Raw genomic sequence first — 25,074 nt, forward strand, 5'->3', positions numbered from 1 at the left:
TTATTGCTTGTTTTTAGTAGCGCGCAAAAGTAACATTAAGTGATTATAAATAGGAGATTTAATATGTTAACAGGTAGTATTGTCGCACTCGTGACCCCAATGGATAAAACTGGCGAAATTGATTTTGTTTCTCTTAAAGCGCTTGTTGAATTCCATATCAAATCTGGCACGGCAGCAATTGTAGCCGTTGGCACAACGGGGGAGTCTGCAACACTTAATGTTGATGATCATGTTAAAGTAGTAATGAAAACAGTTGAGTTTGCAGCAGGGCGTATTGATGTGATCGCTGGTAACGGTGCTAATTCTACGGCTGAAGCAATTACCTTTAGTAAACTGTTTGCTAACAGTGGCATTGTTGCAGGGTTAAACGTAACCCCATATTACAACAAACCAACTCAAGAAGGTTTATACCAACATTTTAAAGCGATTGCGGAATCTTCACAATTACCACAAATTCTTTATAACGTGCCAGGTCGTACTGCTGTTGACATGTTACCTGAAACTGTTGCGCGCCTTGCGAAGATTGACAATATTATCGGCATTAAAGAAGCAACCGGCGATCTACAACGCCTTGCCGACATCAAAGCATTAGTTGCTGATGACTTCTTACTTTATAGTGGTGATGATGAAACAGGTTGTGACTTTATGTTACAAGGTGGCGATGGCGTTATTTCGGTAACCAGTAATGTTGCCCCCGCTGCAATGGCTAAAATGTGTGAATTCGCATTGTCTGAGAATAAAGTTGAAGCTGATAAAATTAATCAACAACTGATGCCCGTTCATCAAAAACTATTTGTTGAATCAAACCCAATTCCGGTTAAGTGGGCTTGTGCAGAGCTTGGTTTAATTCCATCTGCAGATTGTCGTTTACCTTTGACTATTTTAGCGCCTGAATTACATAATGAAGTGCGCGGTGCCTTAACAGAAGCAAATCTATTTTCATGAAAATAACTTTTAAACATTGCCGTATTACTGCGGCAATCATGATTTCACTATCACTTTCATCCTGTGCTCGCTTTGATACGCGCATGCAAGCAAATGGTAGTTTTGAATATCAACAAACTGAATTAACAACACCGTATAAAACAGGTAATTATAGCAACCATGAAGCACGCAATAATTTTGATATCCCGGAATTAACTGCAGAGCAAAAAAAAGTTGGTTTTCAAGGTGTTGATGTTGATGTTCGTCCTCCAACGCAACTGATTCCAGTATTAGATGGCGTGTTACTCGAACCAACAAAAAATGGCGCAACCAAAGTATGGTTCAACGCATTTAGCCAAAACGATGATATGCAGGAAAAGGTTTGGCAACTAATCGATACTTTTTTGCATAATAAAAATGTAGCCATTGTTAAGCGTGATGAAAATCATCTACAAACTGGTACTTTAATCGATAAATATACTTTTGGTAGTGCACTTAATAAAAATACAATCTTAAAAGAGTCTTCTTATAATTTAACAGTCGAACAACAACAAGATGGTTACAGTGTTGGGTTGCTGGTAGATGTGTTAAGTTACAGTGAAAAGAATGAAGATAAAGATTTAAAATTAAAATTAGTCGGCTCAACTAAACAAGATATCGAGCTTCGTTTTGTGAATGATCTCTTAAACTTTGCTTACAATTTGAAAGAGTCAGAACAACTTGCTGCTAACGATAACCAGCCACTAAGCATTAAACTGGGTTTTGATGACAACCATCAAAGTGCTTGGATTGTTGATAATGAATTCTTAGATACATGGCGTAAGTTGCCAGCTTTATTCAAATTACTAAGTTTTAGTATTGTTGAACAAGATAAGAATTTAGGTTATTTCCTTCTCGACTTTAAACAACCTGATAGTGATTATTGGGCTGAGAATAATTTACAGCCTTTCGAACTCGATAACGCCGAATACTTCGTGCAGCTAGGTGAGTTAACCGGTGGTACAACTTCAATTACTTGGTTAGATGAAGATAAAAAACCTTTACCAGATCAAAAAGTAACAGAAATTTATTTAAGTATTACTGAACAGGTTCGTGGCGTACTTATTGAAAATAATAAACAAACTAAAGAATTTTAGTTTACAGAGCTCATAGCTAACCATAAAAAACCAACTGATTTATAATCCGTTGGTTTTTTTATTTACTTTTTCTCTTTTTCCTCTCTGCTCTCATTTTCTGCTTCTTTCCTTTCGGCAATTGATTTCAATACACTCTCAGGTATTTTTATTTTTGCGCTCTGTTTTAATAATAATAAATTACTAATGATGATACCGAGTACCAACGAAATAATTAAAAATATTAACCAACCATTCATCTTCTCTCCAAATATATCAAACGAAATAAATTACTGATCTATTTAAAAATTATAATAACTTATCTTTTTCTTACAATTTCACAAAGGGAACAAGCACTACGATTTATACTAATACCAGATCCACTGAATAACTGATCAGCGTTAAAAGTTTCGTAAAGGGAACCATTTGCATCAATTTTCATTTTGAACTAACTCCTTTTCCTACCTAATATTTGATCACTATATTAGCGGAATTGCTATAAGTCATTTCTCTTACACAAAATTTAGATCACAGACTTAGTTCTCTTGGTAAAAATAATTTTTAAAATAAAAAAGCAGAAAATTAATTCTGCTTTTAAAATAATATTTGTAGAAAAAATTAATCTACTAAGTTGTATTCATCACGAAGAATGTTAACAATTTCTTGTTTGGGATTTTCACTCAAAATTATTTTTTTACCTATAATTTTTTCCGCAATACCAATATAAGTTTCAGAAATTTTCATTAAAACTGCTTCAGGTAGTGCATTTTCTTTTGCCAACAAAGTTCGCTCTTGCATACGATCTTTATTTAATAAGATATCAGGATCAGGAAAGTGGTTTAATAATAACTGGCGAAAATCTTCTTTTGAATTCTCAACAATTTTTCCTTCAGCAAAAGCAGCACCATCCCAAATACGAGATGAATCAGGCGTGCCAACTTCATCCATATAAATTAATTTTTCAGTACCAGCTTTATCTTTTACATAACCAAATTCAAATTTTGTATCTACAAATATTTGATCAATTTTTTCAAGCGCGTCACTAATGACAATAAAACCTTCAGTTAATAATTTTTCATACAGTGAGATATCTGACGCTTTACTGAAATTGAATGAAGAAAAATGTTGTTCAATGTCTTGTCTGGTTACATTAACATCGTCTACTTCTGGTACACCAGGGATCCCTTTTAAAATACCTTTACTCGATGGAGTGATTAAAAGTGCAGGCAGTTTTTCATTGTTTGATAAACCTTCTGCGATTTTAATACCACAGAATTCACGTTCACCTTTTTCATAAGCACGCCACATTGAACCAGTCATATATTGACGCGCAATTGCTTCTATCATCACCGGCTTAGCTTTTTGAACAATCCATACAAAAGGGTGGGGGATATCTAGAATATGACTGTCAGCAAGACCTTGCTCTTTGAATAATTTAAACCAATGATTTGAAATTGCATTCAGTGCAGCGCCTTTTCCTGGCACCCCATTCATGCCACCTTCGCCATGCCAAATACAATCAAAAGCAGAAATACGATCACTAATAACCATAATTGCTAGCGGAGAATCCGGTGCAACATCGTAGCCTTTTTCTTCAATTAAACGTTTACTATCAGCTTCTGTTAACCAATAAACTGAACGAACTTTTCCACTGTGTACTGGTTTGTCAGTACGAATTGGTAAATCGTTATTAACCGCTAAAACTTTGTTGGCAAGACTCATGAAGTATCCTTGTTCTTTGACAATTATGGAGTGTAGAATTTGAGTGCAAGTTTATCAGATAATTAGTCTTAAAGACTATCAATATCCCAGTAAAATAATTGATAGCTGATGAACCATAATTTAGGTTAACTAAACAGATTCGGTCATACAATTGACCAATTTTTTCATTTATTTCGAGAATAAGAAGCCACTATTATTGTGAGTTATTCGCTTAACTATTCAAAATAAAGACAATATTTAAAATCAACACATTGTCGACTTAAATTAACAGAGCACATAAAAATAAACTTATAAACGTTGTAATTCGTTTTTTATTTGCTGCATTTTATGCTGTACCATTTGCAAATTATTTGGGCCCATTCGCAGTAGTAATTTCTGCGTATCAGGTAACGATTCTATATTTTCATCACTAAATTTATAGTTAACAGAGGAAGAAATTACTGTTAGCGGGTAGCGAATGATTGGCGTTTCCAAAATATGTTGTAGTGCGTTATCAAAGGTAAGAGTAAATGTGCCTTTGGGATAACCAATCTCTTCGTAAACTTGATCAATTAATGGCATTAGCATTTGATATTGAGTAATAAATTCATCAACATCAATATTGTTAATGGTTCGAGCATAATCATCATAACGTGAGTAACTTTCTTCTGCGATCACTATTTTCCCATTCTTATTAGTGACTGAAAAAGCTGTGCTAGGTTCGACTAATGGGCTGAAATTACTTAGTAGATCTCCACGAGAAAAGTTATCAACAAAAACAACAATGTTTCTGATAATGTCAACTTCAATAAAAAGTTTACTGTTTTGTGTAGTCGTTACTTTTTCGATGAAAAATTGATCCGAGGCGTCTAATTCGGGTAAAGGTGACGTTGATTTTTTTTCATTTTTTTTAGTATCAAGAGTTGTATCATTTTCTATTACTTTAGCTATTGTTTGCGATGTTTGTACCGCTTCACTCTTTATTTTAGTTATTGCAGCTAAGTCTTTCTCTTCGACCTTTAGGTTATGCTCTTGAGTTTCAACAATGGTTGGTGAAACGTCATTTACATCTGCCGACATGCTATCAAGTAAATAGGGGCCTAAACCACCGCCAATTGCAATAGTACCCAAGGCAATTATAATTGCTTTTGTAATTTTATTATCGCCTTTTTTTTCTTCTACCATGATGCTTACCTTCAATAATAATTTTAATTATTGTGTCAAAATCTTTTATTTAACACCACAAACGATACAATAAAATGATAGTTAAAACGTATTTATATCTTCGTAACTCGCAGTTATTACTAGGACTTTTTACAGATTTCACGTACGAGCGTTTAATATTTACACAAAAAATCCTTCAGGGCACGTTTGGCAAGGGGTTCAGAGCTAAAATAAAAAAAAGAATGAAGTATTTTATGACTAATTTATAGCTTAAGACGTTATAAAATAGGCAATATTAAAATTCAAACATTACATGGCCAGAGGGTATCAGTTATCAAACGAATAACAGATAATTAACAAATGAAAAGGGAAGGCAAAATTTTCCCATATTGCAGACAATATAAATGAATATAAAAGGAAACTATGAAAGCATCACTGAAATCCCTATCTGATAACATCGCACAAGCTAATGATCTTTTTTATTTAAATAATAAATCCCTTGATACTGTTATCGGAATTATGGATAAAAGCTTACGAAAACAAGGAATGCAAGCAGAGGCAATTAGTATCGACTGTGTGCCACTTAACAAGAAAATTGTATTTTTATTGCATGATGCTAAACCAGATCAAGCTGATATTGCATTTGGAAATAAAGCGGGTGACATTAACTCTACACGGCAAATTTCTTTAAGTGAGTTAACAGTGCCCGTTATTCTCACTTTCATGCAAGAATATTTTACTTAAATATGTGCTGTATATAAACAAATCATATGGAAATATAAAGTTATCATCGTTAGTATGAGTTTTGAGTATTGTCTTAATTAGGGGAAGTTATGAAACTAGAATCGCTTGCACTCCACCATGGCTATGAGTCTGAATCAACCACAAAGGCCGCAGCCGTACCGATTTATCAAACCACATCTTACACTTTTGATGATACACAACATGGAGCAGATCTTTTCGATCTAAAAGTACCGGGGAATATTTATACCCGTATTATGAACCCAACGACCGATGTATTAGAAAAACGTATTGCTGCGATGGAAGGCGGTATTGCAGCACTGGCGGTAGCTTCGGGTATGTCTGCGATTACCTATGCCATTCAATGTATTTGTGAAGTGGGCACTAATATTGTTAGCACAAGTCAATTATATGGTGGCACTTACAATCTTTTCGCACACTCATTGCCGAAACAGGGTATCGAAACACGCATGGTGTCATTCGATGATTATCAAGGTTTTGAAGATGCTATTGATGAAAATACACGTGCTATTTTTTGTGAGTCCATTGGTAACCCTGCTGGTAACATTGTAGACCTAAAAAAATTAGCTGATATTGCACATAAACATGGATTACCACTTATTGTGGATAATACCGTCGCAACCCCTGTTTTATGTAGACCCTTTGAGTTTGGCGCTGACATTGTTGTGCACTCTTTAACAAAATATATCGGTGGTCATGGCACTTCTATTGGTGGCATCATTGTCGATTCAGGTAAATTTGATTGGGTAGCAAACAAAGAACGTTTTGCCGTGCTTAATGAGCCTGATCCTTCATATCATGATGTTATCTACACTGAAGCGCTAGGTCCAGCAGCTTATATCGGTCGTTGTCGCGTTGTACCTTTACGTAATACCGGTGCGGCTATCTCGCCCATGAACTCTTTTCAGATCATGCAAGGTTTAGAGACTTTATGTTTACGTATGGAGCGCCACTGTGATAACGCATTAACTTTAGCAAAATATTTATCGTCTCATGACAAAGTAGAATGGGTAAATTATGCCTCGCTTGAGGACAGCCAATACTTCCAAACTTGCCAGAAAATTTGTTCAGGTAAAGCCTCTGGTGTATTGAGTTTTGGTATCAAAGGAGGAGCCATAGCAGGTTCTAAATTCATTGATGCTTTACAAATGATCTTACGTTTGGTTAACATCGGTGACGCTAAGTCTCTTGCTTGTCATCCAGCATCGACAACTCACCGACAACTCAATAATGAAGAATTAAAAGCAGCCGGTGTTAGTGAAGAGTTAATTAGAATATCAGTAGGTATCGAAAACATTGACGATATTATTGCCGATGTTGAACAAGCGCTGGCAAAAGTTTAAACATTAATTAGGTAGCCTATTGGGCTACCTTTTCTGTGATACTTTATGGGATATAAATGAAATCTGTTAACTCATGTTAACTCTCATCAGACGTTAATAACCAGATCAACTCAGATAACTTCCCCAGAGATATTATTTATTTTGTTGCTTCTCTATTATTATTAGTTGCTTTTCAATTTCTTGAGCCTCATAGCTTAACTGTGAATATAGTCTGATATTTCCATTTCTTTGAGCATTCATTGCCTCTTCTAATTTTCTTGAGAGTTGTTTGTTTAACTTTTTTATTGGGTTAGATTTAAATAGTGAAAACATGATTGATTCCTTTTATGCATTATATCGTTTGATTATCCATCACTGAGATATTAACTAATACGAACTAAGCTGGCTGGTGGTTTACTGTGTTATGAAAAAATTTTCATGCAATTACAGGCTTATAAACGCAGATCATATGAGCTGTACTAAGCAGAGTTAGTAAGCTGTAAATTGTCATATCGCAAGTCACACAAATGGAACTTTGTATTTAAATCTTCCCTTTTATGTGTGCATAATAAGTTTACTTTTTATTATTAAACTTTAGCAGTTATCACAATTAGATGAGAGCATGTTAGCCAGTGATGAGACATTAAATATCTCTATGTTTCATTTACTTGCTAATAAAAAATGAATTGATAGCGGATCTATTTTACTGCTTAAAGCGAGTAATCATTTCGTTAATATTCATGTAAAAAGAACAACTATTTACATTAATTTTAGTATGATGAAAAAAACAAGTTAAACATTTTTGGTAGAAAGTTAATGATAAGCCTTATTGGCTTGTTATAAAAATGAACATAATTAATGCTTCGGAGAACGTAATGCACCCACTTTTAAATATTATTATTTGTATATTATTACCGCCATTGGCAGTGATTATAAGATTTGGTTTTGGAAAAGACTTTATCATTAACCTGATTTTGACTTTCTTCTTTTATATCCCCGGTGCGATCCATGCTTTGTGGCTAACCACTAAATAACTTTACATCTGTGTTTATTATTCTAGGGGCTGTTGAGCTTTCAAGTTTATTTTTGCAAAATATGTTGCCCTTCGGGATCAACAAAATTTAAACCGAAAAAGATCAACAACCCCTAGTCAGTAATGGTTTTCCCTGCTACATCCACCCTCGTTACATCATCTTTCATTACAACGTTAAATCATTAATTTTCTAACTGACAAACTCCGGTGATTTAGTTCAAAATGGGCGTCTTAAAAGATTATAAATAGCGTGATAAGCTCATATTCAATTAGCGATAAAATAATCTCTTTCCATTACACTATTTTCTATAAAAGCGGACTAACTTAAAATATACTCGAGATCTATTCACTCAGCAGGAATGCAGCAATGCAAAATATTGAAAACGTCGAATTATCATTATTAAGTCTTGATGATTATCAAGAGCTTAAAACTGCAATGATCGAAGCTTATACGAATGTCGCCAACCCATACTGGGAAGAGCATCAAATTGAAACACTGATCAGCAAATTCCCTGAAGGCCAAGTGGTCATCAAAGTCAATGATCAAATTGCAGGATGTGCGTTGTCAATTCAAGTTAATTATGACGATTTTGGTGAAGCACATACCTATAACGATGTAACAGGTAACGATACCTTCAATACGCATACTCCTGAAGGTGACACCCTTTATGGTATTGATGTTTTCATTAAAGCTGAATTTAGAGGTTTACGCCTCGGAAGACGTCTTTATGACTATCGTAAAGAACTATGTGAACGTCTGAATTTAAAAGGGATAACCTTTGGTGGCCGTATCCCCAATTACCATGGTTATGCAAATGAGCTATCACCTAAACAATACATCGACAAAGTGAAGCGTAAAGAGATACATGATCCTGTATTAAACTTCCAAATTTCTAACGATTTTCATCCGGCACGAATATTAAAAGGCTACCTTGAAGGGGATCAAGACTCTAACGATTATGCGGTGTTATTAAAATGGAACAATATCTATTATGAAAAACCAAATAAAATAGATGTCCCCACTAAAAAACTGGTACGTTTAGGTTTAATTCAGTGGCAAATGCGCCCATACAGTAATTTAGAAGAGCTGATGCAACAGGCTGAATATTTTGTTGATGCCGTTGCTGGGTATCGTTCAGATTTTGCCTTATTCCCTGAGTTTTTTAATGCACCATTAATGGCTGAAAATAACCATATTAGTGAGCCACAAGCGATTCGAGAACTGGCAAAATATACTGAAACCATTGTGCAAAAGTTTACCGATTTAGCAATTAGTTACAATATCAACATCATTACTGGCAGTATGCCCGAGATTGTCAATGATCGCCTTTATAATGTAGGTTATCTATGTCGTCGTGATGGCACCAAAGAGCGTTTCGAAAAACTACACGTCACGCCCGATGAAGTAAAAGTATGGGGCATGGAAGGTGGAACACAATTAAAAGCCTTTGATACCGACTGTGGAAAAATTGGTGTTTTGATTTGTTACGATTCAGAGTTTCCTGAGTTAAGCCGAATTCTAGCGGATGATGGCATGGATATCTTATTTGTCCCATTTTTAACTGATACTCAAAATGGTTATTCTCGAGTCAGAACTTGTGCCCATGCGCGCGCTATTGAAAATGAATGTTATGTAGCCATTGCTGGTGGTGTCGGTAATTTACCAAAAGTTCATAATATGGATATTCAATATGCACAATCAGCGGTGTTTACGCCCTGTGACTTTGCATTTCCTGCAAACGGCATAAAAGCTGAAGCAACACCTAATACCGAAATGATTCTGATTGCCGACGTTGATATCTACTTGCTTCGTGAGCTTAACCAATTTGGGAGTGTTAAAAACCTACAGGATCGCCGTCTAGATCTTTTTGAACTTAAAAAGCGTTAATGTTTTTACCTTCTGCAGTTACTTCCTTAAGTATTAGGAAGTAACTCTAGCCATCAACGAAACGCTATTTTTAATCTGATTGTTTACAATATAAACATACATTTAATATTTATTGACCTTGCTAACACAACATAAGTCGCTCGCTAACATTTCATCTATTTTACTGTAGGCTAACACTATCAAAATTGGATATAAGTAATGCTATGAGTAGTGAAAACAACGCTTCAGTTACAAATAAAAGTGCAGCCCTAGTAAAATTGACGCAAACACAAGATGCAATGCAACTTGCTCAATTATGTGCCTTTGCCTACGCAATTCCCCAACTCTATTTTTGTCGCGAATATCTCGCACTAGATGAAGACGAAGCTAAGCATTGCTGTATAACACGATTGCAATCAGGTCTTGATGAGCATGTTTTCGACGTCGAATTTTTATCAACGATACTTGCTCAAAGAGAGTTTTTTGATTCTCACGAAGCGCGTTTGCGTTTAGCCCCTGAGCCAGAGTCCTTCGAAGACATATAAAGTAGGCTATTAGTCTCTATTAATTGCTGTTTGATCGTGTAAAATCTGCCCCTTTTTTATCTATCAGGATTTGAAATGGTCAGTGATTTTATTGGGATTGATTTTGGTACAAGTAATTGTGCTGTAGCGGCTTGGGTTAATGAACAACCCGAATTAATTGTGGTTGATGAAAACAGTAGTAATCCTTATAAAATTCGTTCAGCCATCTATCTTAGTCATGATGAATCTGGTTTAAACAGTGACAATGCCCAAGACAATGAGCGAACGCTTAATGAGATGCTATCTAACGGAGATATTCTATTTGGTGAGCAAGGCTTTAATGCTTTTTTGCAAACGCCACATGAAGGGCGCTATGTTAACAGCCCCAAAAACTTCCTTGGCGCTAAAATACCCAAACGTTTATTAGATAACTTCGAAACCCTGGTTATACGTTTCCTTTCCTACCTCAAGCAGTGTGCTGTAAAACAGTTATCAAAGACCATAACTAAAGCTGTGATTGCGCGACCAGTTAATTATCATTCTACGATGGGTGAATTGGGTAATCAACAAGCAGAAGCGCTGATGCTACGTGCGGCTACAAAAGCAGGCTTTGCAGAAGTCGATTTTATTCATGAGCCTTTAGCTGCTGCTTATCACTTTGAACAAAAAATTGAGAAACCAACTAATGCGATGGTTGTTGATCTTGGTGGTGGTACCTCCGACGTTACTTTTTGTGCATTAAGCCAACAAAAAGCAAATAACCTTGATCGTAGCTCAGACATTTATGCGACGAAAGGGATCCGCCAAGGGGGGATCGTCAGTGATAAATACCTCGCCAGTGGTGTCGTATCACCATTATTTGGAAGAGAAGGGCGAACGGCAAAAGGTCGCGCTATTCCCAATATGCTCTTTTCCGGTGTTTATGCGATTGATAACATGCCAGAGATGACTGATTTTTATTCAGCTTCACGGGCTAAAAGCATCGCGGAGTATATTTTTGAAAGTGAAGATCCGCTGCCTTTAATGCGTTTACAACGTGTACAAAAACAACGATTAATTCACCAACTTATGCATGCTGTTGAGACGGCTAAAATTAATCTAAGCGATCATGCTGAAACAACACTTGCTTTACCCTTTGTTGAAAAAACATTAACTGTGAATATCAGCCACCAGCAAGTAGAGCAGACAATGGATAAGTGGCTTGAAAAAATGTTTGTGATGATCGATGAAGCAATCAAAGAGGCACAGAAACAACCTGAAATGATCTACTTAACCGGTGGTATGGGGCTTTCACCACTCGTTCAACAAGCGTTAACAATGCGCTTCCCAAGGCTTAACATCGAAGTGGCCGATGCCTTTAGCTCTGTCGTTTTGGGGGCTTTACTAAAAGCGAAACGACAATTTTCTTAATGTAGACCGTTAATCAACTGCAGTGCATCCCTTTTAAGCCTACCTGTTGCGCCAAGGCTGATTGACTTTTGCGCAAGGCTTTTAGCCTGTTGTTGTTCTCCCTGTTGCAAGCGTATAATCGCTAAACGGTAATAACTTTCAGGGTATCTGGGCGAGATCCTAATCGCCCGATCTAAAATTGCAACCGCATGATTAACATTACCACTATCCAGTTGTATCTGGGATTGTGCTAATAACGAAACAATGACCGGCGAAACTTCACTGGCACTATCTACAGGCTTTGGCTTAACTTTCTCCTGTTTAACACTCTGATCGTTTTGCGGTACATTTGTTTCGTTTTCTGTTTGCTCAGTCGGCACAGTTTGACAAGCGCTCAGTGATAACAGCATGATGATTGGAATAATTTTTTTCATTAGTGACTCACTGTTGTGTATTTAAAATATCACGGAACCAATCTATTACTTTATCGACCCCTTTACTGCATCTAATTTCAACATCTGGCTCTAACCCTTTGATAAAAGGCAATGGAATGGCATTGTCACAGCTTTCTTGGCTACCCACTCCCGTTGTTTTATCAACCCAACTTATGGTTATCGTTTCTGGCGGTATATTTTGAATGGGTAATTTTGCATGCTCTTTAAAAACAGATGCCCAAACCGGCAGTGCGCCAGATGATCCGGTCAAGCCACTATTACTATTGTCATCTTTGCCTAACCAGACCACCGCCATCATATCGCCAGAGAAACCAGCAAACCAACTATCACGTAAATCATTAGTAGTGCCCGTTTTTCCTGCAACTGAAAATTCAGGTAATAATCGCCTCAATGCCTTTCCGGTACCTTCATGGGTAACCGCTTGTAAAGCATGGTTTAACATATATATATCTTCAGTTTTAAAACGTTGCTCTATAACAACAGGATAACTACTGAGGGTTTCTCCTTGTGCATCGACTACGGCACTAATGCTTAATAAAGGTGTGTAAAAACCATCAGCAGCCAACGTTTGATACATCTGTGCCACATCAAACACAGATAAAGGCACTGCACCTAAAGCAACAGAGGGGAGAGCCTGTATCTCTTGCTCAATACCTAATTTGTGTAGCGTATTAATGACATTATTTATGCCAAGTGTATTACCTAGACGCGCGGTTGAAACATTATAAGAGTTCGCTAGTGCCTGATATAACAACACGTCGCCATGGTGTTGCTTATCAAAGTTTTCTGGCTCCCATAATTGTCCGTTATCTTGCATTAATTGATATTCTTCATCACTAATTAACGTCGCTAGATTATAGTTTTCGTGTTGTGTGAGAGCACTGAGAAAAAGAGCGGGTTTGATCAGAGATCCGACTTGGCGCTTCGCATCAAGGGCACGATTAAAACCCGCATAACGTGCATTACTTCCCCCTACAATCGCAATAACCGCACCAGTATTGGGTCGCGTGACAACAACGGCCCCCTGTAAATTTTTACCTCGTGTGGTTTTCTGTTGCTGGGCTACTTTGCTCGTTAAACTGTTCTCAGCTGTTGTTTGCACCAGTGGGTCAAAGTGGGTGAAAATGTTTAGCCCATCGGAAGCAAGGACACTGCTGTCATAATCCCGCTGTAATTGTCGACGCACAAGATCTAAATATGCAGGATAACGCTTACGACTCGCTTTGGCTTTATCGCCTAAAATTAACGGGCTTTGTTGTGCTATTTTCGCCAGCTCGGGATCAAGTTGACCTTCACGAACACTGATATCTAACACCAAATTACGACGCTTTTTAACTCTTTCTGGATGACGCCAAGGATTATAATAACTTGCGCCCCTGACCAAAGTCACTAACATAGCCTGCTGCTCAAGTGAAAGTTGAGTGATTGGTTTTCTAAAATAATACTGGCTCGCTAGTCCAAAACCATGAATCGCTCTTGGCCCATCTTGCCCGAGGTAGATCTCATTCATGTAAGCTTCAAGGATCTCTTCTTTACTAAAGTGAAACTCGAGTAAAATGGACATGATCGCTTCTTGTGCCTTACGAGAAAATGTCTTATCTGCGCTCAAGTAAAAATTCTTCACTAATTGTTGGGTTAAGGTAGAAGCTCCCTGAGAGATGCCACCGCCTTTGATGTTTGCAATAACAGCACGCGCAATACCGCGTAATGAGATACCGTAATGATCATAAAATTCACTGTCTTCAACCGCCACCAGCATTGAAAGCAGTGATTGAGGTAATTCATCTAACTTAATCAGTAAACGATCTTCATTATGCGTAGGGTAAATACCACCAATTATTACAGGTGGTAAGCGCAATAATGACTGTCCATTTTCAGCTTCAAGCGCGTGAATTTTGTCATCAGAAAAATGGATGCTGATACGTTGAGCAGGTTCGTTTCCATCTGGGAATCTAAAACCTGGGCTATAAACAACCACTGAGCCTTTATTGATTGAGGCTTGTCCCGGTTTCGTTACTTTTTCAACAAAGCGATAGCCTGAAAGTGTTAATTCAGTGATTAAATCTTGTTGAGATATTGGCGCATCAGGATAAAGCTCCAACGCCCGTGCATAAACGGTTGCGGGAATCGACCACTTTTTACCTTCAAAGGTACTGCGGATGGTGATGTCTAAATAGACGATCCATGCACATAAAAGGGTGGTTAATAGTATCAGGAAGCTAACGAGTAGTTTTTTGCGGGATAAAGCCAAAGGGCACCTCAATGAAATTCACTGTAAGTCATAAATTGAAGTGCCATAATATCACAAATAGAGATGGCTTTTATTGCATAGTGTTATTGCCATAATCTATTGCGTCGTCACCTCATTAATTAATGGCTCGCCTTTCATAAAGGCAGATAAATTATCTAAGGTCGTTTGCGCAATACTCGTTAACGCTTCTTGCGTCAAAAATGCTTGATGGCCAGTAAATATTACATTATGGCACGCAGACAAACGCCTAAATATATCGTCGGTAATAATTTCACTAGAGTGATCTCCAAAGAAGAGATGCTCTTCCTCTTCATAAACATCTAAACCTAAACCACCAATTCTTCCCGACTTTAATGCTTCAATCGCGTCGGTCGCATTCACCAAGGCACCTCGGCTAGTGTTAATAATAACCACGCCATCTTTCATTTGTTTAAATGTTTCACGATTTAAAAGGTGTTTATTTTCGCTAGTTAACGGGCAATGTAAACTAATCACATCACTATTTGCGAATAGTGTTTCTAGGCTGACATATTCTGCGCCTAATGCAATCGCTTGCTCCGATGGATAGGGATCGGAAGCGATAATTTTACAACCGAAGCCTTTAAAGATTGCCATTGTTGCAACACCTATTTTACCGGTGCCAATAATCCCCACGGTTTTTCCATGTAAATTAAATCCGACCAAGCCCTGCAGTGAAAAGTTAGCATCTCTTGTTCGTTGATAAGCTTTATGAATACGACGATTAAGTGTCATCAATAACGCAATCGCATGCTCTGCAACTGCCTCGGGAGAATAAGCGGGCACGCGCATAATTGCGATACCCAGTCGCTTTGCAGCCATTAAATCTACGTTATTAAATCCTGCACAGCGCATAGCGATACATTTAATGCCTGATTGACTCAGTAGTTCCAACACGGGAGCACTTAAATCATCGTTTACAAATGCACACACCGCGTCATAGCCATTTGCTAAGGGCGCTGTTTGTATGTTGAGTTGTGTATCAAAATAGTGAATGTTTATCGAATCTGGAATAAGCGGGTTAAAATATTGACTATCATAACTGCGAGCACTAAACATGGCGACTTTCATAGGGGAACTCCATCAATGATTTTAGTCAGTATGACGAAACAATACGTTAAAAAAAAGCATTCATTATAACTTTCTTTGTCTCCACACTGATTCTGCTTTGCGACTTAGTGTATTATATTACTTTGACTGAATGGGCACTCTCACTATTTACAACATTTACCGCATTTACAGCCTATTCAATTGCTTAACCAATTATTGTACAAAGGTATATTCATCATGACTGAAGCATTTGCATTTGCCACTGATATTTTCCACACACTGGCAGATAATAAAGTTGTCCTTACGGCCAGTTTAATTGCGTTGGTATTAGTCATTAAAATTTACATCGTTTCCCTTATTAACAAAAAAAGTAAAAATAAACGTGTAAAAATAAATATGGTTAACAATGCAGTCACAGTTTGCATCTTAATTGGAATTTTTAATATTTGGTCCGTTGAATTTCAAAAGTTTGCTATTTCAATTGCCGCTTTTATAGTGGCCATTGTTATTGCTACGCGTGAATTTATTCAATGTTTCATCGGTTTTTTATATATTCTCTCAAGTCGTCCCTTTCGAGTGGGAGACTGGATTCAAGTCGGCGAATGTTATGGTGAAGTACATTCCACAGATTGGGCAAAGCTGACATTATTAGAAGTTGATATTGATTCCTACGAATATACGGGTAAAACGCTATACCTACCGAATAGTAAACTGATCACTTCATCAATCAAAAATTTAAACTTTTTAAAACGTTATGCAATGCATCATTTCACCATTACACGTGACGAGAGTGTTAATCCATTTGTTTTTATCGACGAGTTACAAGAAAAAGCCCAGGAATATTGTGCAGATTTTAGAGATGTTGCTATTCGATATAATCAGTTGATTGAGAGCCGTTTAGATGTGCACATTGCAGGGCCAGAGCCTCATATTCAAGTGGCCACTTCAGACATCGGTGCCACACAGGTAATTTTTACAATTTTTTGTCCCACAGAGCGAGCATTAGAAATAGAACAAAATTTAACGTCGGATTTTATGCGTTTCTGGTTTACTCAAAAGGCGTTAGTAAAAGAGGATAAGTGAGGTTGGAAGTCCGCTTAGTTATTTTAAGAGGGTAGAGGAGTCCTCAAAAATAACACCGCGAGTTGGTTTACTTATTTAGTGATTGTAATGGTTTAATGATATTTTTTGTTTCTGTTTTTTGATCACGATTTTGTTGAAACCAAAATCGTTTTCTTCCCGTTGTACGAGCCATAGAAATATTCCTTAATATTGAAAGAGAGATCGTGACACCGTTGATTTGATTAAGCTAATTAAATATAAAATGACATAACACAAGCGTGTGAATGGAATGAACATTAGTAGCAGCAATAAATCTAAACGTTATAACGAACCGTAAAATTAAGAGGTTTGCCATGTTAAGCCAACCTCTTATCGTGTTAGATACAACTAACTATAAAGCGATAACATTTGATGCTTGTAGGCCTTTTTGACCTTGTTCGACTTCAAATGAAACTTTTTGGCCTTCTGTTAATGTTTTAAAGCCTTCAGAAGCGATAGCACGAAAATGACAAAATACATCGGCACCGCCGTTATCTTGTGTTAAAAATCCAAAGCCTTTTGCTTCATCAAACCACTTTACTAAACCTGTTGTTGAATTAGACATGTTGTGTCCCTTATATAAATTCATAAAAATATCGCAATATGCGAAGCGCTGATAACTGAATTATTGAATGTGACGATGAAGCTAAGGGATACACTAAGGACAACTACGGTGACGCGGGAGTAACTGAGAGAATAACTTGGACTTTATAATTTCATTAATAACTCTGACTTACAGAGCAAGTGCATCGTACCCTACAAAAGTCTTAACGCCTAATTTTATTTTTAACTTAAGATACTATTTTAGATCACTTGTTTATCGAGATTGGTATTCCCCTCCAGAATACTTTTGTTTTGACCTCATCGCTTTTTTCAAAATGAAAACAAGATACACTAAGCCTGCTAAGCAATTCCGCAATCACATTCAATTTGAATGACTATAAGGCATATGACTATGATTAAACTGATCGCACTCGACATGGACGGCACTCTTTTAAATCAGGAAAAACTAATTTCTAAGCGCAACTGTGACGCGATTAAAGCAGCCAAAAAAGCGGGGATTAACGTAGTATTAGCCTCTGGGCGACCACGTCATGGGCTACAAAAATACCTTCAACAATTAGGTTTAACAACTGAACAAGATTTTGTTGTTTCATATAATGGCTCACTAGTTCAACGTGTTGCGAGTAACGAAATACTATATCAAACTAGCCTCACCGGGACAGATGCGAAAGCTGTTTTTGCAGTGAGCCAACAATTAGGCGTGCATATCCATGCTTTTTCTGCAACACAGGGGCTTATTACACACCAACATAATCCTTGGACTGAGCTTGAAGCGACTTTAAATGATATTGTTGCTAAAGAAGTAGATTTTACCACTATTGACGATGATGAAACGATCATCAAGGTAATGCTGGTGGCAGACGAAGAAACTCTCAGCAATGCGATTACGCAATTACCAAACTCATTAAAAGCCAACTATAGCGTACTCCGCAGTGCGGCTATTTTTCTTGAGGTATTACATCCGCAATGTGATAAAGGTTTTGCCATACAACAGCTTGCGCAAGTTCTTAATCTTTCTGAAGAACAGGTAATGTGTGTAGGAGATGCTGAAAATGATCACGCGATGTTATCCTTTGCAGGTATCGCAGTAGCGATGGAAAATGCCGACGATGCTACTAAGGCGCTGGCTGATGTGATCACATTGAGTAATGTTAATGATGGCGTTGCAGTCGCGATTGAGCAACATGCACTTAAACACAGATAACTTATCTCTATAGCTATGAATAGGTTAGCGCGATTGGATTGACATGGCGCTAACCAACACTGAGTTTAATTAATTCATTTACTTGTTTTTAGCGCTATTACTTGCCTATTGTCCAGCTTCATTTCATCTAAAGGTTGTAGTTTGTTCACTCGAATCATTCGACGTAATCCTTTTATGTAGGCTTCACCTCGCTCTGAGTATTTATCTAAAGTAGATGCCAGCTCATAGCCACTAATAACGCTTTCACCATCTCGCATCTCTGCCCGTAATGAACGCAGGTTGGCATAAGCTTTATTGGTATTGATATTAAACATATAGCCCTTGACTGAAGCAAGAGGGCTGTCAAATTTAGCCACCCCATAGTTACCTAAATGTTCTCGCTGTTGCTTTGGTTTCATGCCGTTACCAGAGAAGTCCCATTGTCCAAAAAAAGCATTTCCCTCAAGGGCAAAGCGTGACGTCCCCCAGCCACTCTCTTCAGCAGCCTGTGCTAGCGCTAAAGACACTGGTACAATATCGATCCGCGATAATAATTCACTTCTAAGTTGCTCTGAAATAGGCGTCTCTAAATCTTTAATCACTGCATAGTTAAGTGCTAATTCCCTTAATGCTTTTGACCCTAATGGTGCCTTTATTGCCACTTTTCGTTGTTGTAATATCTCTTCATTTGCCATTAAAATCAACGGCGACATTAAACGAAAAAAGATTGTTTTTTTAGTCTCAACGGGCAAGTCAGGAGAATTTTTAACCCATTTAGACGAAACTTTCTTAAACATAAGGCAAGGTATATCTCGTGTGCTGTCATTCCAATTCTTTTCGGTGTAATTGAGCTCTGTGAAAAGTGCGTTTAATTCATCCAGTGATTTAACAGAAACTTGCTTGGGTGCCGATGTACATTGTTCACTATTGGCGATTACATTATCTGTCTGATTAGACTCACTGCATGCAGTTAATGATAAACTTACGCCGATAATTGTCGCGAGCGTTGTATAGGTAATATGTTTAAACACAGGTTACTTCCTAAAAGTATGATTAAAAGAGGGGGCCGTTTTTACGCATTAATATTACAATTATTCGAACATGAATTACTAGGGGCGGCTGATCTTTGCCGTTTAAATTTTGTTCAACACAACGCGTTTTTAGCAAGGCAGATGGGGTGTGGCTTAGTCATAAGCACCTTTAATACCTTGAGGTTACTGTAAAAGCATCATTCAGCCACAGTTTTTATGTTAGCTTAAGCCATTAATGTTAATACTATCAATTTTATTAGGAAACAGTTATGCACGAAACCGTAGATTACCCCATTGGCAGCATCGGTCAAAAGTGGGGAGCCCCTGAAAAAGCGATGTGGCGAGCACAACAATCAATTAAACGTAGCTATAAAAAAGATGTGCTTACCGAACTTGAGAGCATTGATGATCATTTTAAAAAACAGCAATATGCAACACTTTTCTATCTTGAAGGTAATTATCCTTTATATGCATTGAAATCTTCAAATTGGCAAGATCATCTTCCTACTATATTAGTGACAGGAGGAGTTCATGGTTATGAAACCAGTGGTGTACATGGCGCACTTCACTTTGCAAAAAATATCGCTAGTCAGTACCTAAAACAATTTAATTTTATCATCGCTCCCTGCATCAGCCCTTGGGGATATGAAACAATTAACCGTTGGAACCCAGATGCAGTTGATCCTAATCGTTCATTCTATCGTAATAGTCCAGCGCAAGAGTCTCAAGCTATCATGGACTTTTTACACGCTGAAGGGGTAAGTTTTTTAGCTCACATTGATCTTCATGAAACAACAGATACCGATAACAGTGAGTTTAGGCCTGCTTTGGCAGCTAGAGATGCCTTCATCGACAAATATTCAGAGATACCAGATGGTTTTTATCTCGTCGGTGATAAGCAAAAACCACAGCATGATTTTCAAAAAGCAATTATAGAGCGTGTTCAGAGTGTTTCACATATTGCGCAGGCCGATACAAATCAAGAGTTGATTGGTACACCTATTACACAGTTTGGCGTAATAAATTATGAAGCGCGTGCACTTGGCTTATGCATGGGATTAACGGATGCCCCCTATGTAACGACTACAGAAGTTTATCCTGATAGCCCACGTGTTAACGATAAAGACTGTATTGATGCACAGGTTGAAGTTATTGTCGCTGCTCTCGAATTTTTGCAAAAGCGATAGTTTAGTAAAACGTTACAGCCTGTTTATATCAATAGCTGAACTGTTTTACTGCTTAAAATAACCTACCTCTTTATTGAATTTTTGCAAATAGGACAACTATTTAGATAAAATTTTACCTTGAGCTAAGCCTTATTAGATTGCGAATTATCACAGTAAAGGTTATTTTAGATTGATAATAATTGAGCCAATATTTTATAATTTATGGTAGATTTTTTTTCACATAAGAGAGAGTCATTAATAATGGATGCAGAGTTTAAAAGCAAAAATGCAGATGAAAAATTTTGTACTGATTGCGGTAATGTGATCAATATAAAAGCAGAGATATGTCCTAAATGTGGTGTAAGACAAACACCAGTACCTGGTGCATTAGGGGCGACAGCGCCTAATGGTAAAAGCAAAATAGCCGTTGCATTATTAGCGTTCTTTTTAGGAGGCTTTGGTGTACACCGTTTTTATTTAGGGCAGATTGGTTTAGGTTTTTTATACCTACTTTTTTGCTGGACACTAATTCCATCAATTGTTGCATTTATTGAGTTCATTCTCTTTTTGACGATGAGTGATGACGCCTTCAATGAAAAATATGGACAAGTATAGCGACCTTCTTATACGTCATTAAAACGCGACCTTATCGCTTATGCAAAGCATCAATATAAATATTTTGTGCGTTATCAATCGCATGCTGTGATTGTAACGCTACTTGATAAGCTTGATGCAATTGCTGATGGTCGCGTAAATCCTTTGCTTTATGCAATAACGTATCAGAGACTTCTATCTGTGCTTTCATCCCAAAAGGATAATAAGAGCGACTAAGCGCCCAATCTAAGCGCCCCTCGATATCTAACACCGCTTGCTGATAAAAAGGCTCTAACGCTTCTTGTTGCGCAAACTTAATAAATAAATAAGTGATTGTAGCGATAAGTAAAATAACAAAAAAGACGCTCATATTTAGTCCCCTATAGCTATGTTATGTATAACAACTCCTTCATTTAATGCGCAAATATTGCGTAGGAATCGCTTAGTTTAACCAGTGAGATAGGGCAGTTATTATTCGCCGTTGTTTTATTTAATATATTCGCCTTAAGCCTGATTATCTAAGCAGTATAGGAACAATAAAAAATCTTTGCCATTTACACTTTGATAGCGCAAAGACACTTCATAGCAAACAGCATAAATCACTTTCTCTACGCAAAATTTAGATCGCATACTCAATTCGATTAGTATTACTTGTACTTATAAAATTCTAAATTATAATTAAACTGTTTTTATATACAGCGGTAATTTATGAAATTTATTCCAATAACAGCAAGTGCAGGCATTACCGGCTTTGAAAGCCCAGCTAGCGACTACCTACAACTTCCTTTAAGCTTAGATGCACTACTTATTGAGCACCCTAGTGCAACTTTTATTGGTCGAGCAGATGGGCACTCGATGCAAGGGGTTGGGATTTTTAGTGGTGATATACTGATCGTTGATCGCCATATCACAGCCAAAGAGTCCGATGTGATTGTGGCAAACTTAAATGGCGAGTTTATTTGTAAAATACTCAATATAAGCGCGCGCTTATTAGTTTCTGCTAATCCTCATTACACTGCGATTCATATCCATGAAGATGATCAGTTTACTATCGAAGGCGTGGTGATACGCTCTATCCGTTGTCATCGTCATTCACAACTACTTGAAGCACACTTATAATGTTTGCGCTGGTGGACGCAAACGCCTTTTATTGCAGCGCGGAGCAAGTCTTTCGACCTGCATGGCGGGCAAAAGCAATGATTGTACTTTCTAATAACGACGGCTGTATTGTTGCAGCCAATAAGCAGGCTATTGCACTTGGTATTAAAAAATTCCAGCCTTTTTACAAAGTGCGCACCCTGTGTGAAAACGCAGGTATTATTGTTTGTTCCTCTAATTACGAATTGTATGCAGATTTGTCTCATAAAATGATGCAGGTGATTGGTCGTTTTGCACCACAGCAGCATATCTATTCAATCGATGAGTCTTTTTTAAGCTTTCATAACAGCCAATATGCCATCACAGACTTAGCTCAACACGCACAAAAAATTCGCCGGGCAGTGTGGAAAGAAACGCGATTAGCGGTCTGTGTTGGTATTGGAAAAACACTCACATTAGCCAAACTCGCAAACCATCTCGCGAAGAAGTGGCCGGGGTTTAATGGAGTTTGCGTACTTGATGACGAACACTTTAAACAACAAGCCTTAGCACAACTTAGTCCGCAAGATATATGGGGAATAGGGCGAAAAACCGCGCATAAACTACAGCAAAATGGTATTACAACAGCAGGGCAACTTAGCCAACTAAAACCTCATCACCTACCCGCAGGGTTTAATGTTGAACTACATCGTACGATTAACGAATTAAATGGACAACCATGTAAACAGTGGGATCAAGCCAGGGCAGATAAATTACAAATATTCTCAACACGTAGTTTAGGGAAACGCATCACTGATATTGACTCACTAAAGCAAGTGCTGGCAAAACATGCTTCGATAGCCGCAGTTAAAGCACGTAAGCAACACTCTTTATGCGCGTCATTAATGGTTTTTGCAGCCAATAGTCCTTTTGATAAACAGCACTGTAGTTATAAAATACTCGTATCAATTCACCCTGCAACTAATAACACGGTATCATTGATTAAAATAATTAATGACAATATCCATCAGCTATATCATCAGGGGGTTGCCTATTACAAAGTTGGAGTAGGTTTATTAAATCTTTCTAGCGAAGCACACCAACAGTGGGATCTATTTACCCCTGCGCCGGAAAATATTCCTTTAATGACGGTATTAGATAAAATAAATCAGCGTTATGGTCGCGATAGTGCATTTTTAGCTGCACAGGGCATTGATCAAAAATGGTCTATGCGTCGTGAAGGACTAACACCTCAATACACAACGAATTGGCGTCATATTCCACCTATTCGTTGTTAAATAACCTTAATTATGAATAAGCAAAGCGATAAAATGCCACTATCTGATTAAAATGCTATCACGCTTAGATAACGCTTCCATTAAGCAAAATTGCGGTTAAGTATAATTGAGGTTAAATAGTCTTTGGAAGGTAATACAAGTGATAGGTTGCAATACTAGGACTGCTTATCTTGCCGTTTAAATGTTGCTCGCGAAAAACTCTACAATTAAACAGACTGAAGTAAAACGCACTCATCAATGAGTGCGTATGAGGCATAATATCAATATCATAAGTTATTTTGGCAAAAGCACCGTATCGATAACATGAATAACGCCATTTTTAGCTTTTACATCAGCAGCAATAACTGTAGCGTTATTAATCATTACTTTATTATCCTCAACTTTTACCATCACGGTTTGACCTTGTAAAGTAGGAGCAACTTCAAGTTTCACAACATCTTCTGCCATCACTTTTCCAGCTACGACATGATAAGTAAGTACAGCGATGAGCTTGTCTTTATTCTCAGGCTTGAGAAGCATTTCCACTGTACCAGCTGGTAGTTTAGCGAATGCTTCATCAGTTGGTGCAAACACAGTAAATGGACCTTCTCCTTTTAAGGTACCGACCAGATCAGCCGCTTTAACAGCCGCCACTAACGTTGTGAATGAGCCATTTTCTACAGCGACATCAACAATATCTTTTTTCATGCCATGATGCCCTGCATGTGAGAAAGCGCTAAATGCCAAGCTTGATACTAGTAGTAGTGATGTAGTCATCGATTTTAATGTGTTAAACATAATATATTCCTTGTAATGATTGGTATGTAAGTGTTTATCGTTGTAGCAGTGTTAATGATATTTACGAAGGGCTGAGTCAAATCGATCAACTACTGAAAAATAAAATTGATGAATATTATTTTTCAGTAGTTGATCATCGCGTAAAACCAAGAGTAAATTAAAGCGAAGGTAATTGTGTTAGCAAAGCTTGAGCACTTTCAGGATATTGACTACAATGATGCACTTTTTATTTATCAGTAGGTCACAACATGAACGATACACAGACTCAACCAGAATTACCGGATCGCCTTTCAGGAAACCCACGTAGCCCACATCATGTAGAAGAAATTTTTCAATATGACATCGGTATCCGCTTGAATGGTAAAGAACGTTTTGACGTTGAAGAATATTGCATTAGCGAAGGCTGGGTAAAAGTCCCTGCACACAAAGCATTAGATCGTCGTGGCCAACCACTAATGAGAACTCTAAAAGGGACAGTAGAAGCGTTTTACAAGTAACCTAAATGCCTACTAACCACTTATCAGATCAAAGCTAGTAAAGAAATTTACTGGCTTTTTAGCAATAACAGTACTTCTGAACATGACAAAATAAAGAAACATTTTGCTATTTATACAAAGCAGAGTCTAAGGCTTGTGGTTATTCCACATAATTAGAGGAAGTTTGCTTAGAATAGCTAAACCACATTGCGTCTACCTTTCTCAAACCGCGTTG

26 protein-coding genes are annotated in these 25,074 nt (G+C 37.5%); 15 read left to right on the top strand and 11 right to left on the bottom strand.

Annotated elements, in window-relative coordinates; translation table 11 throughout:
• Positions 1-63: 63 nt before the first annotated feature.
• Together dapA and bamC are read left to right on the top strand one after the other, a co-directional pair.
• A complete protein-coding gene (gene dapA / locus CW745_RS11935; RefSeq protein WP_101108914.1) occupies positions 64-945 on the top strand; it encodes a 4-hydroxy-tetrahydrodipicolinate synthase in 882 nt (293 codons plus the stop codon).
• Positions 942-2,060, top strand: a complete 1,119-nt coding sequence (bamC, locus tag CW745_RS11940; RefSeq protein ID WP_101108915.1) for an outer membrane protein assembly factor BamC — start codon at positions 942-944, stop codon at positions 2,058-2,060. Before dapA ends, bamC begins: the two co-directional genes overlap by 4 nt.
• Positions 2,061-2,122: 62 nt before the next feature.
• Here bamC and CW745_RS11945 read toward each other — a convergent pair whose 3' ends face one another.
• From CW745_RS11945 to CW745_RS11955, 3 genes are all read right to left on the bottom strand, one after another.
• A complete protein-coding gene (locus CW745_RS11945; protein WP_101108916.1) occupies positions 2,123-2,296 on the bottom strand; it encodes a DUF2897 family protein in 174 nt (57 codons plus the stop codon).
• 358 nt (positions 2,297-2,654) lie between these two features.
• On the bottom strand, positions 2,655-3,758 hold the full coding sequence (locus tag CW745_RS11950) for a phosphoribosylaminoimidazolesuccinocarboxamide synthase (RefSeq protein ID WP_101108917.1): 1,104 nt from the start codon (positions 3,756-3,758) through the stop codon (positions 2,655-2,657).
• 288 nt (positions 3,759-4,046) lie between these two features.
• Positions 4,047-4,922 (bottom strand): DUF3014 domain-containing protein, encoded by an 876-nt coding sequence (locus CW745_RS11955; protein WP_101108918.1) that lies wholly within the window; start codon positions 4,920-4,922, stop codon positions 4,047-4,049.
• A 402-nt stretch (positions 4,923-5,324) separates the two neighbouring features.
• Between CW745_RS11955 and CW745_RS11960 the strand changes: the two genes are divergently transcribed.
• On the top strand, positions 5,325-5,645 hold the full coding sequence (locus CW745_RS11960; protein ID WP_101108919.1) for a hypothetical protein: 321 nt from the start codon (positions 5,325-5,327) through the stop codon (positions 5,643-5,645).
• Positions 5,646-5,734: 89 nt separating this feature from the next.
• Positions 5,735-7,006, top strand: a complete 1,272-nt coding sequence (locus CW745_RS11965) for an aminotransferase class I/II-fold pyridoxal phosphate-dependent enzyme (RefSeq protein ID WP_101108920.1) — start codon at positions 5,735-5,737, stop codon at positions 7,004-7,006.
• A gap of 132 nt (positions 7,007-7,138) precedes the next feature.
• Here CW745_RS11965 and CW745_RS11970 read toward each other — a convergent pair whose 3' ends face one another.
• Positions 7,139-7,318: a DUF6435 family protein gene (locus CW745_RS11970; protein WP_101108921.1), complete on the bottom strand. Its 180-nt coding sequence runs from the start codon at positions 7,316-7,318 to the stop codon at positions 7,139-7,141.
• Positions 7,319-7,860: 542 nt separating this feature from the next.
• Here CW745_RS11970 and CW745_RS11975 point away from each other — a divergent pair.
• From CW745_RS11975 to yegD, 4 genes are all read left to right on the top strand, one after another.
• The gene (locus CW745_RS11975) at positions 7,861-8,019 is read left to right on the top strand and encodes a YqaE/Pmp3 family membrane protein (protein WP_101108922.1); all 159 of its coding nucleotides are present in this window, start codon (positions 7,861-7,863) and stop codon (positions 8,017-8,019) included.
• Between the two features lie 366 nt (positions 8,020-8,385).
• Positions 8,386-9,906, top strand: a complete 1,521-nt coding sequence (locus CW745_RS11980; RefSeq protein WP_101108923.1) for a carbon-nitrogen hydrolase family protein — start codon at positions 8,386-8,388, stop codon at positions 9,904-9,906.
• Between the two features lie 203 nt (positions 9,907-10,109).
• Entirely contained in the window at positions 10,110-10,430 is a 321-nt protein-coding gene (locus tag CW745_RS11985) for a hypothetical protein (RefSeq protein WP_101108924.1), read from the top strand.
• A 75-nt stretch (positions 10,431-10,505) separates the two neighbouring features.
• A complete protein-coding gene (gene yegD, locus CW745_RS11990; RefSeq protein ID WP_101108925.1) occupies positions 10,506-11,819 on the top strand; it encodes a molecular chaperone in 1,314 nt (437 codons plus the stop codon).
• Here yegD and CW745_RS11995 read toward each other — a convergent pair.
• The 3 genes from CW745_RS11995 to CW745_RS12005 form a co-directional block, all read right to left on the bottom strand.
• A complete protein-coding gene (locus CW745_RS11995) occupies positions 11,816-12,232 on the bottom strand; it encodes a tetratricopeptide repeat protein (protein ID WP_101108926.1) in 417 nt (138 codons plus the stop codon). The two genes, yegD and CW745_RS11995, sit on opposite strands and share 4 nt — an antisense overlap.
• A 7-nt stretch (positions 12,233-12,239) precedes the next feature.
• The gene (gene mrcB / locus CW745_RS12000; RefSeq protein ID WP_238596801.1) at positions 12,240-14,504 is read right to left on the bottom strand and encodes a penicillin-binding protein 1B; all 2,265 of its coding nucleotides are present in this window, start codon (positions 14,502-14,504) and stop codon (positions 12,240-12,242) included.
• A 96-nt stretch (positions 14,505-14,600) separates the two neighbouring features.
• The gene (locus CW745_RS12005; RefSeq protein WP_101108928.1) at positions 14,601-15,593 is read right to left on the bottom strand and encodes a 2-hydroxyacid dehydrogenase; all 993 of its coding nucleotides are present in this window, start codon (positions 15,591-15,593) and stop codon (positions 14,601-14,603) included.
• Positions 15,594-15,809: 216 nt separating this feature from the next.
• Here CW745_RS12005 and CW745_RS12010 point away from each other — a divergent pair, with 216 nt between their 5' ends.
• Positions 15,810-16,655 carry a mechanosensitive ion channel family protein gene (locus tag CW745_RS12010; protein ID WP_101108929.1) on the top strand — a complete coding sequence of 282 codons (846 nt, stop codon included), beginning with the start codon at positions 15,810-15,812 and terminating at the stop codon, positions 16,653-16,655.
• Positions 16,656-17,025: 370 nt separating this feature from the next.
• Here CW745_RS12010 and CW745_RS12015 read toward each other — a convergent pair whose 3' ends face one another.
• Positions 17,026-17,238 (bottom strand): cold-shock protein, encoded by a 213-nt coding sequence (locus CW745_RS12015; RefSeq protein WP_101108930.1) that lies wholly within the window; start codon positions 17,236-17,238, stop codon positions 17,026-17,028.
• A gap of 390 nt (positions 17,239-17,628) precedes the next feature.
• Here CW745_RS12015 and CW745_RS12020 point away from each other — a divergent pair, with 390 nt between their 5' ends.
• Complete coding sequence (locus CW745_RS12020; RefSeq protein WP_101108931.1) at positions 17,629-18,441, top strand: Cof-type HAD-IIB family hydrolase; 813 nt, start codon at positions 17,629-17,631, stop codon at positions 18,439-18,441.
• A 74-nt stretch (positions 18,442-18,515) separates the two neighbouring features.
• Here the strand turns inward: CW745_RS12020 and CW745_RS12025 are convergent, their stop codons facing one another.
• Entirely contained in the window at positions 18,516-19,451 is a 936-nt protein-coding gene (locus CW745_RS12025) for a glucosaminidase domain-containing protein (RefSeq protein ID WP_101108932.1), read from the bottom strand.
• Between the two features lie 269 nt (positions 19,452-19,720).
• On the opposite strand from CW745_RS12025, the gene CW745_RS12035 reads away from it, so the two are divergent.
• Both CW745_RS12035 and CW745_RS12040 read left to right on the top strand, forming a co-directional pair.
• Complete coding sequence (locus tag CW745_RS12035; RefSeq protein ID WP_101108934.1) at positions 19,721-20,638, top strand: M14 family metallocarboxypeptidase; 918 nt, start codon at positions 19,721-19,723, stop codon at positions 20,636-20,638.
• A 240-nt stretch (positions 20,639-20,878) separates the two neighbouring features.
• Positions 20,879-21,232 carry an NINE protein gene (locus tag CW745_RS12040; RefSeq protein ID WP_101108935.1) on the top strand — a complete coding sequence of 118 codons (354 nt, stop codon included), beginning with the start codon at positions 20,879-20,881 and terminating at the stop codon, positions 21,230-21,232.
• Between the two features lie 31 nt (positions 21,233-21,263).
• On the opposite strand, the gene CW745_RS12045 is transcribed toward CW745_RS12040, so the two are convergent.
• Entirely contained in the window at positions 21,264-21,581 is a 318-nt protein-coding gene (locus tag CW745_RS12045; RefSeq protein ID WP_101108936.1) for a hypothetical protein, read from the bottom strand.
• Positions 21,582-21,919: 338 nt separating this feature from the next.
• Here CW745_RS12045 and umuD point away from each other — a divergent pair, with 338 nt between their 5' ends.
• The gene (gene umuD, locus CW745_RS12050; RefSeq protein ID WP_101108937.1) at positions 21,920-22,330 is read left to right on the top strand and encodes a translesion error-prone DNA polymerase V autoproteolytic subunit; all 411 of its coding nucleotides are present in this window, start codon (positions 21,920-21,922) and stop codon (positions 22,328-22,330) included.
• Positions 22,330-23,586 carry a Y-family DNA polymerase gene (locus CW745_RS12055; RefSeq protein WP_101108938.1) on the top strand — a complete coding sequence of 419 codons (1,257 nt, stop codon included), beginning with the start codon at positions 22,330-22,332 and terminating at the stop codon, positions 23,584-23,586. The genes umuD and CW745_RS12055 overlap by 1 nt, the downstream gene beginning before the upstream one ends.
• A 273-nt stretch (positions 23,587-23,859) precedes the next feature.
• Here the strand turns inward: CW745_RS12055 and CW745_RS12060 are convergent, their stop codons facing one another.
• Positions 23,860-24,363: a fasciclin domain-containing protein gene (locus tag CW745_RS12060; RefSeq protein ID WP_101108939.1), complete on the bottom strand. Its 504-nt coding sequence runs from the start codon at positions 24,361-24,363 to the stop codon at positions 23,860-23,862.
• 248 nt (positions 24,364-24,611) lie between these two features.
• On the opposite strand from CW745_RS12060, the gene CW745_RS12065 reads away from it, so the two are divergent.
• Positions 24,612-24,860, top strand: coding sequence for a DUF3297 family protein (locus tag CW745_RS12065; RefSeq protein WP_101108940.1), 249 nt, complete (start codon positions 24,612-24,614; stop codon positions 24,858-24,860).
• Positions 24,861-25,074: the final 214 nt, after the last annotated feature.

Origin of the sequence: Psychromonas sp. psych-6C06 (assembly GCF_002835465.1) — a bacterium.
Taxonomy (GTDB): domain Bacteria; phylum Pseudomonadota; class Gammaproteobacteria; order Enterobacterales; family Psychromonadaceae; genus Psychromonas.

Coding starts and splice junctions, on each gene's coding strand:
- CW745_RS11950 (WP_101108917.1), bottom strand. CDS start 3,758: ATGAGTCTTGCCAACAAAGTTTTAGCGGTTAATAACGATTTACCAATT.
- CW745_RS12055 (WP_101108938.1), top strand. CDS start 22,330: ATGTTTGCGCTGGTGGACGCAAACGCCTTTTATTGCAGCGCGGAGCAA.
- bamC (WP_101108915.1), top strand. CDS start 942: ATGAAAATAACTTTTAAACATTGCCGTATTACTGCGGCAATCATGATT.
- CW745_RS11995 (WP_101108926.1), bottom strand. CDS start 12,232: ATGAAAAAAATTATTCCAATCATCATGCTGTTATCACTGAGCGCTTGT.
- dapA (WP_101108914.1), top strand. CDS start 64: ATGTTAACAGGTAGTATTGTCGCACTCGTGACCCCAATGGATAAAACT.
- CW745_RS11985 (WP_101108924.1), top strand. CDS start 10,110: ATGAGTAGTGAAAACAACGCTTCAGTTACAAATAAAAGTGCAGCCCTA.
- CW745_RS12045 (WP_101108936.1), bottom strand. CDS start 21,581: ATGAGCGTCTTTTTTGTTATTTTACTTATCGCTACAATCACTTATTTA.
- yegD (WP_101108925.1), top strand. CDS start 10,506: ATGGTCAGTGATTTTATTGGGATTGATTTTGGTACAAGTAATTGTGCT.
- CW745_RS12005 (WP_101108928.1), bottom strand. CDS start 15,593: ATGAAAGTCGCCATGTTTAGTGCTCGCAGTTATGATAGTCAATATTTT.
- CW745_RS11945 (WP_101108916.1), bottom strand. CDS start 2,296: ATGAATGGTTGGTTAATATTTTTAATTATTTCGTTGGTACTCGGTATC.
- CW745_RS12060 (WP_101108939.1), bottom strand. CDS start 24,363: ATGTTTAACACATTAAAATCGATGACTACATCACTACTACTAGTATCA.
- CW745_RS12035 (WP_101108934.1), top strand. CDS start 19,721: ATGCACGAAACCGTAGATTACCCCATTGGCAGCATCGGTCAAAAGTGG.
- CW745_RS11960 (WP_101108919.1), top strand. CDS start 5,325: ATGAAAGCATCACTGAAATCCCTATCTGATAACATCGCACAAGCTAAT.
- CW745_RS11955 (WP_101108918.1), bottom strand. CDS start 4,922: ATGGTAGAAGAAAAAAAAGGCGATAATAAAATTACAAAAGCAATTATA.
- CW745_RS11980 (WP_101108923.1), top strand. CDS start 8,386: ATGCAAAATATTGAAAACGTCGAATTATCATTATTAAGTCTTGATGAT.
- CW745_RS11975 (WP_101108922.1), top strand. CDS start 7,861: ATGCACCCACTTTTAAATATTATTATTTGTATATTATTACCGCCATTG.
- CW745_RS12015 (WP_101108930.1), bottom strand. CDS start 17,238: ATGTCTAATTCAACAACAGGTTTAGTAAAGTGGTTTGATGAAGCAAAA.
- CW745_RS12020 (WP_101108931.1), top strand. CDS start 17,629: ATGATTAAACTGATCGCACTCGACATGGACGGCACTCTTTTAAATCAG.
- CW745_RS11970 (WP_101108921.1), bottom strand. CDS start 7,318: ATGTTTTCACTATTTAAATCTAACCCAATAAAAAAGTTAAACAAACAA.
- CW745_RS12065 (WP_101108940.1), top strand. CDS start 24,612: ATGAACGATACACAGACTCAACCAGAATTACCGGATCGCCTTTCAGGA.
- CW745_RS12040 (WP_101108935.1), top strand. CDS start 20,879: ATGGATGCAGAGTTTAAAAGCAAAAATGCAGATGAAAAATTTTGTACT.
- umuD (WP_101108937.1), top strand. CDS start 21,920: ATGAAATTTATTCCAATAACAGCAAGTGCAGGCATTACCGGCTTTGAA.
- CW745_RS12010 (WP_101108929.1), top strand. CDS start 15,810: ATGACTGAAGCATTTGCATTTGCCACTGATATTTTCCACACACTGGCA.
- CW745_RS11965 (WP_101108920.1), top strand. CDS start 5,735: ATGAAACTAGAATCGCTTGCACTCCACCATGGCTATGAGTCTGAATCA.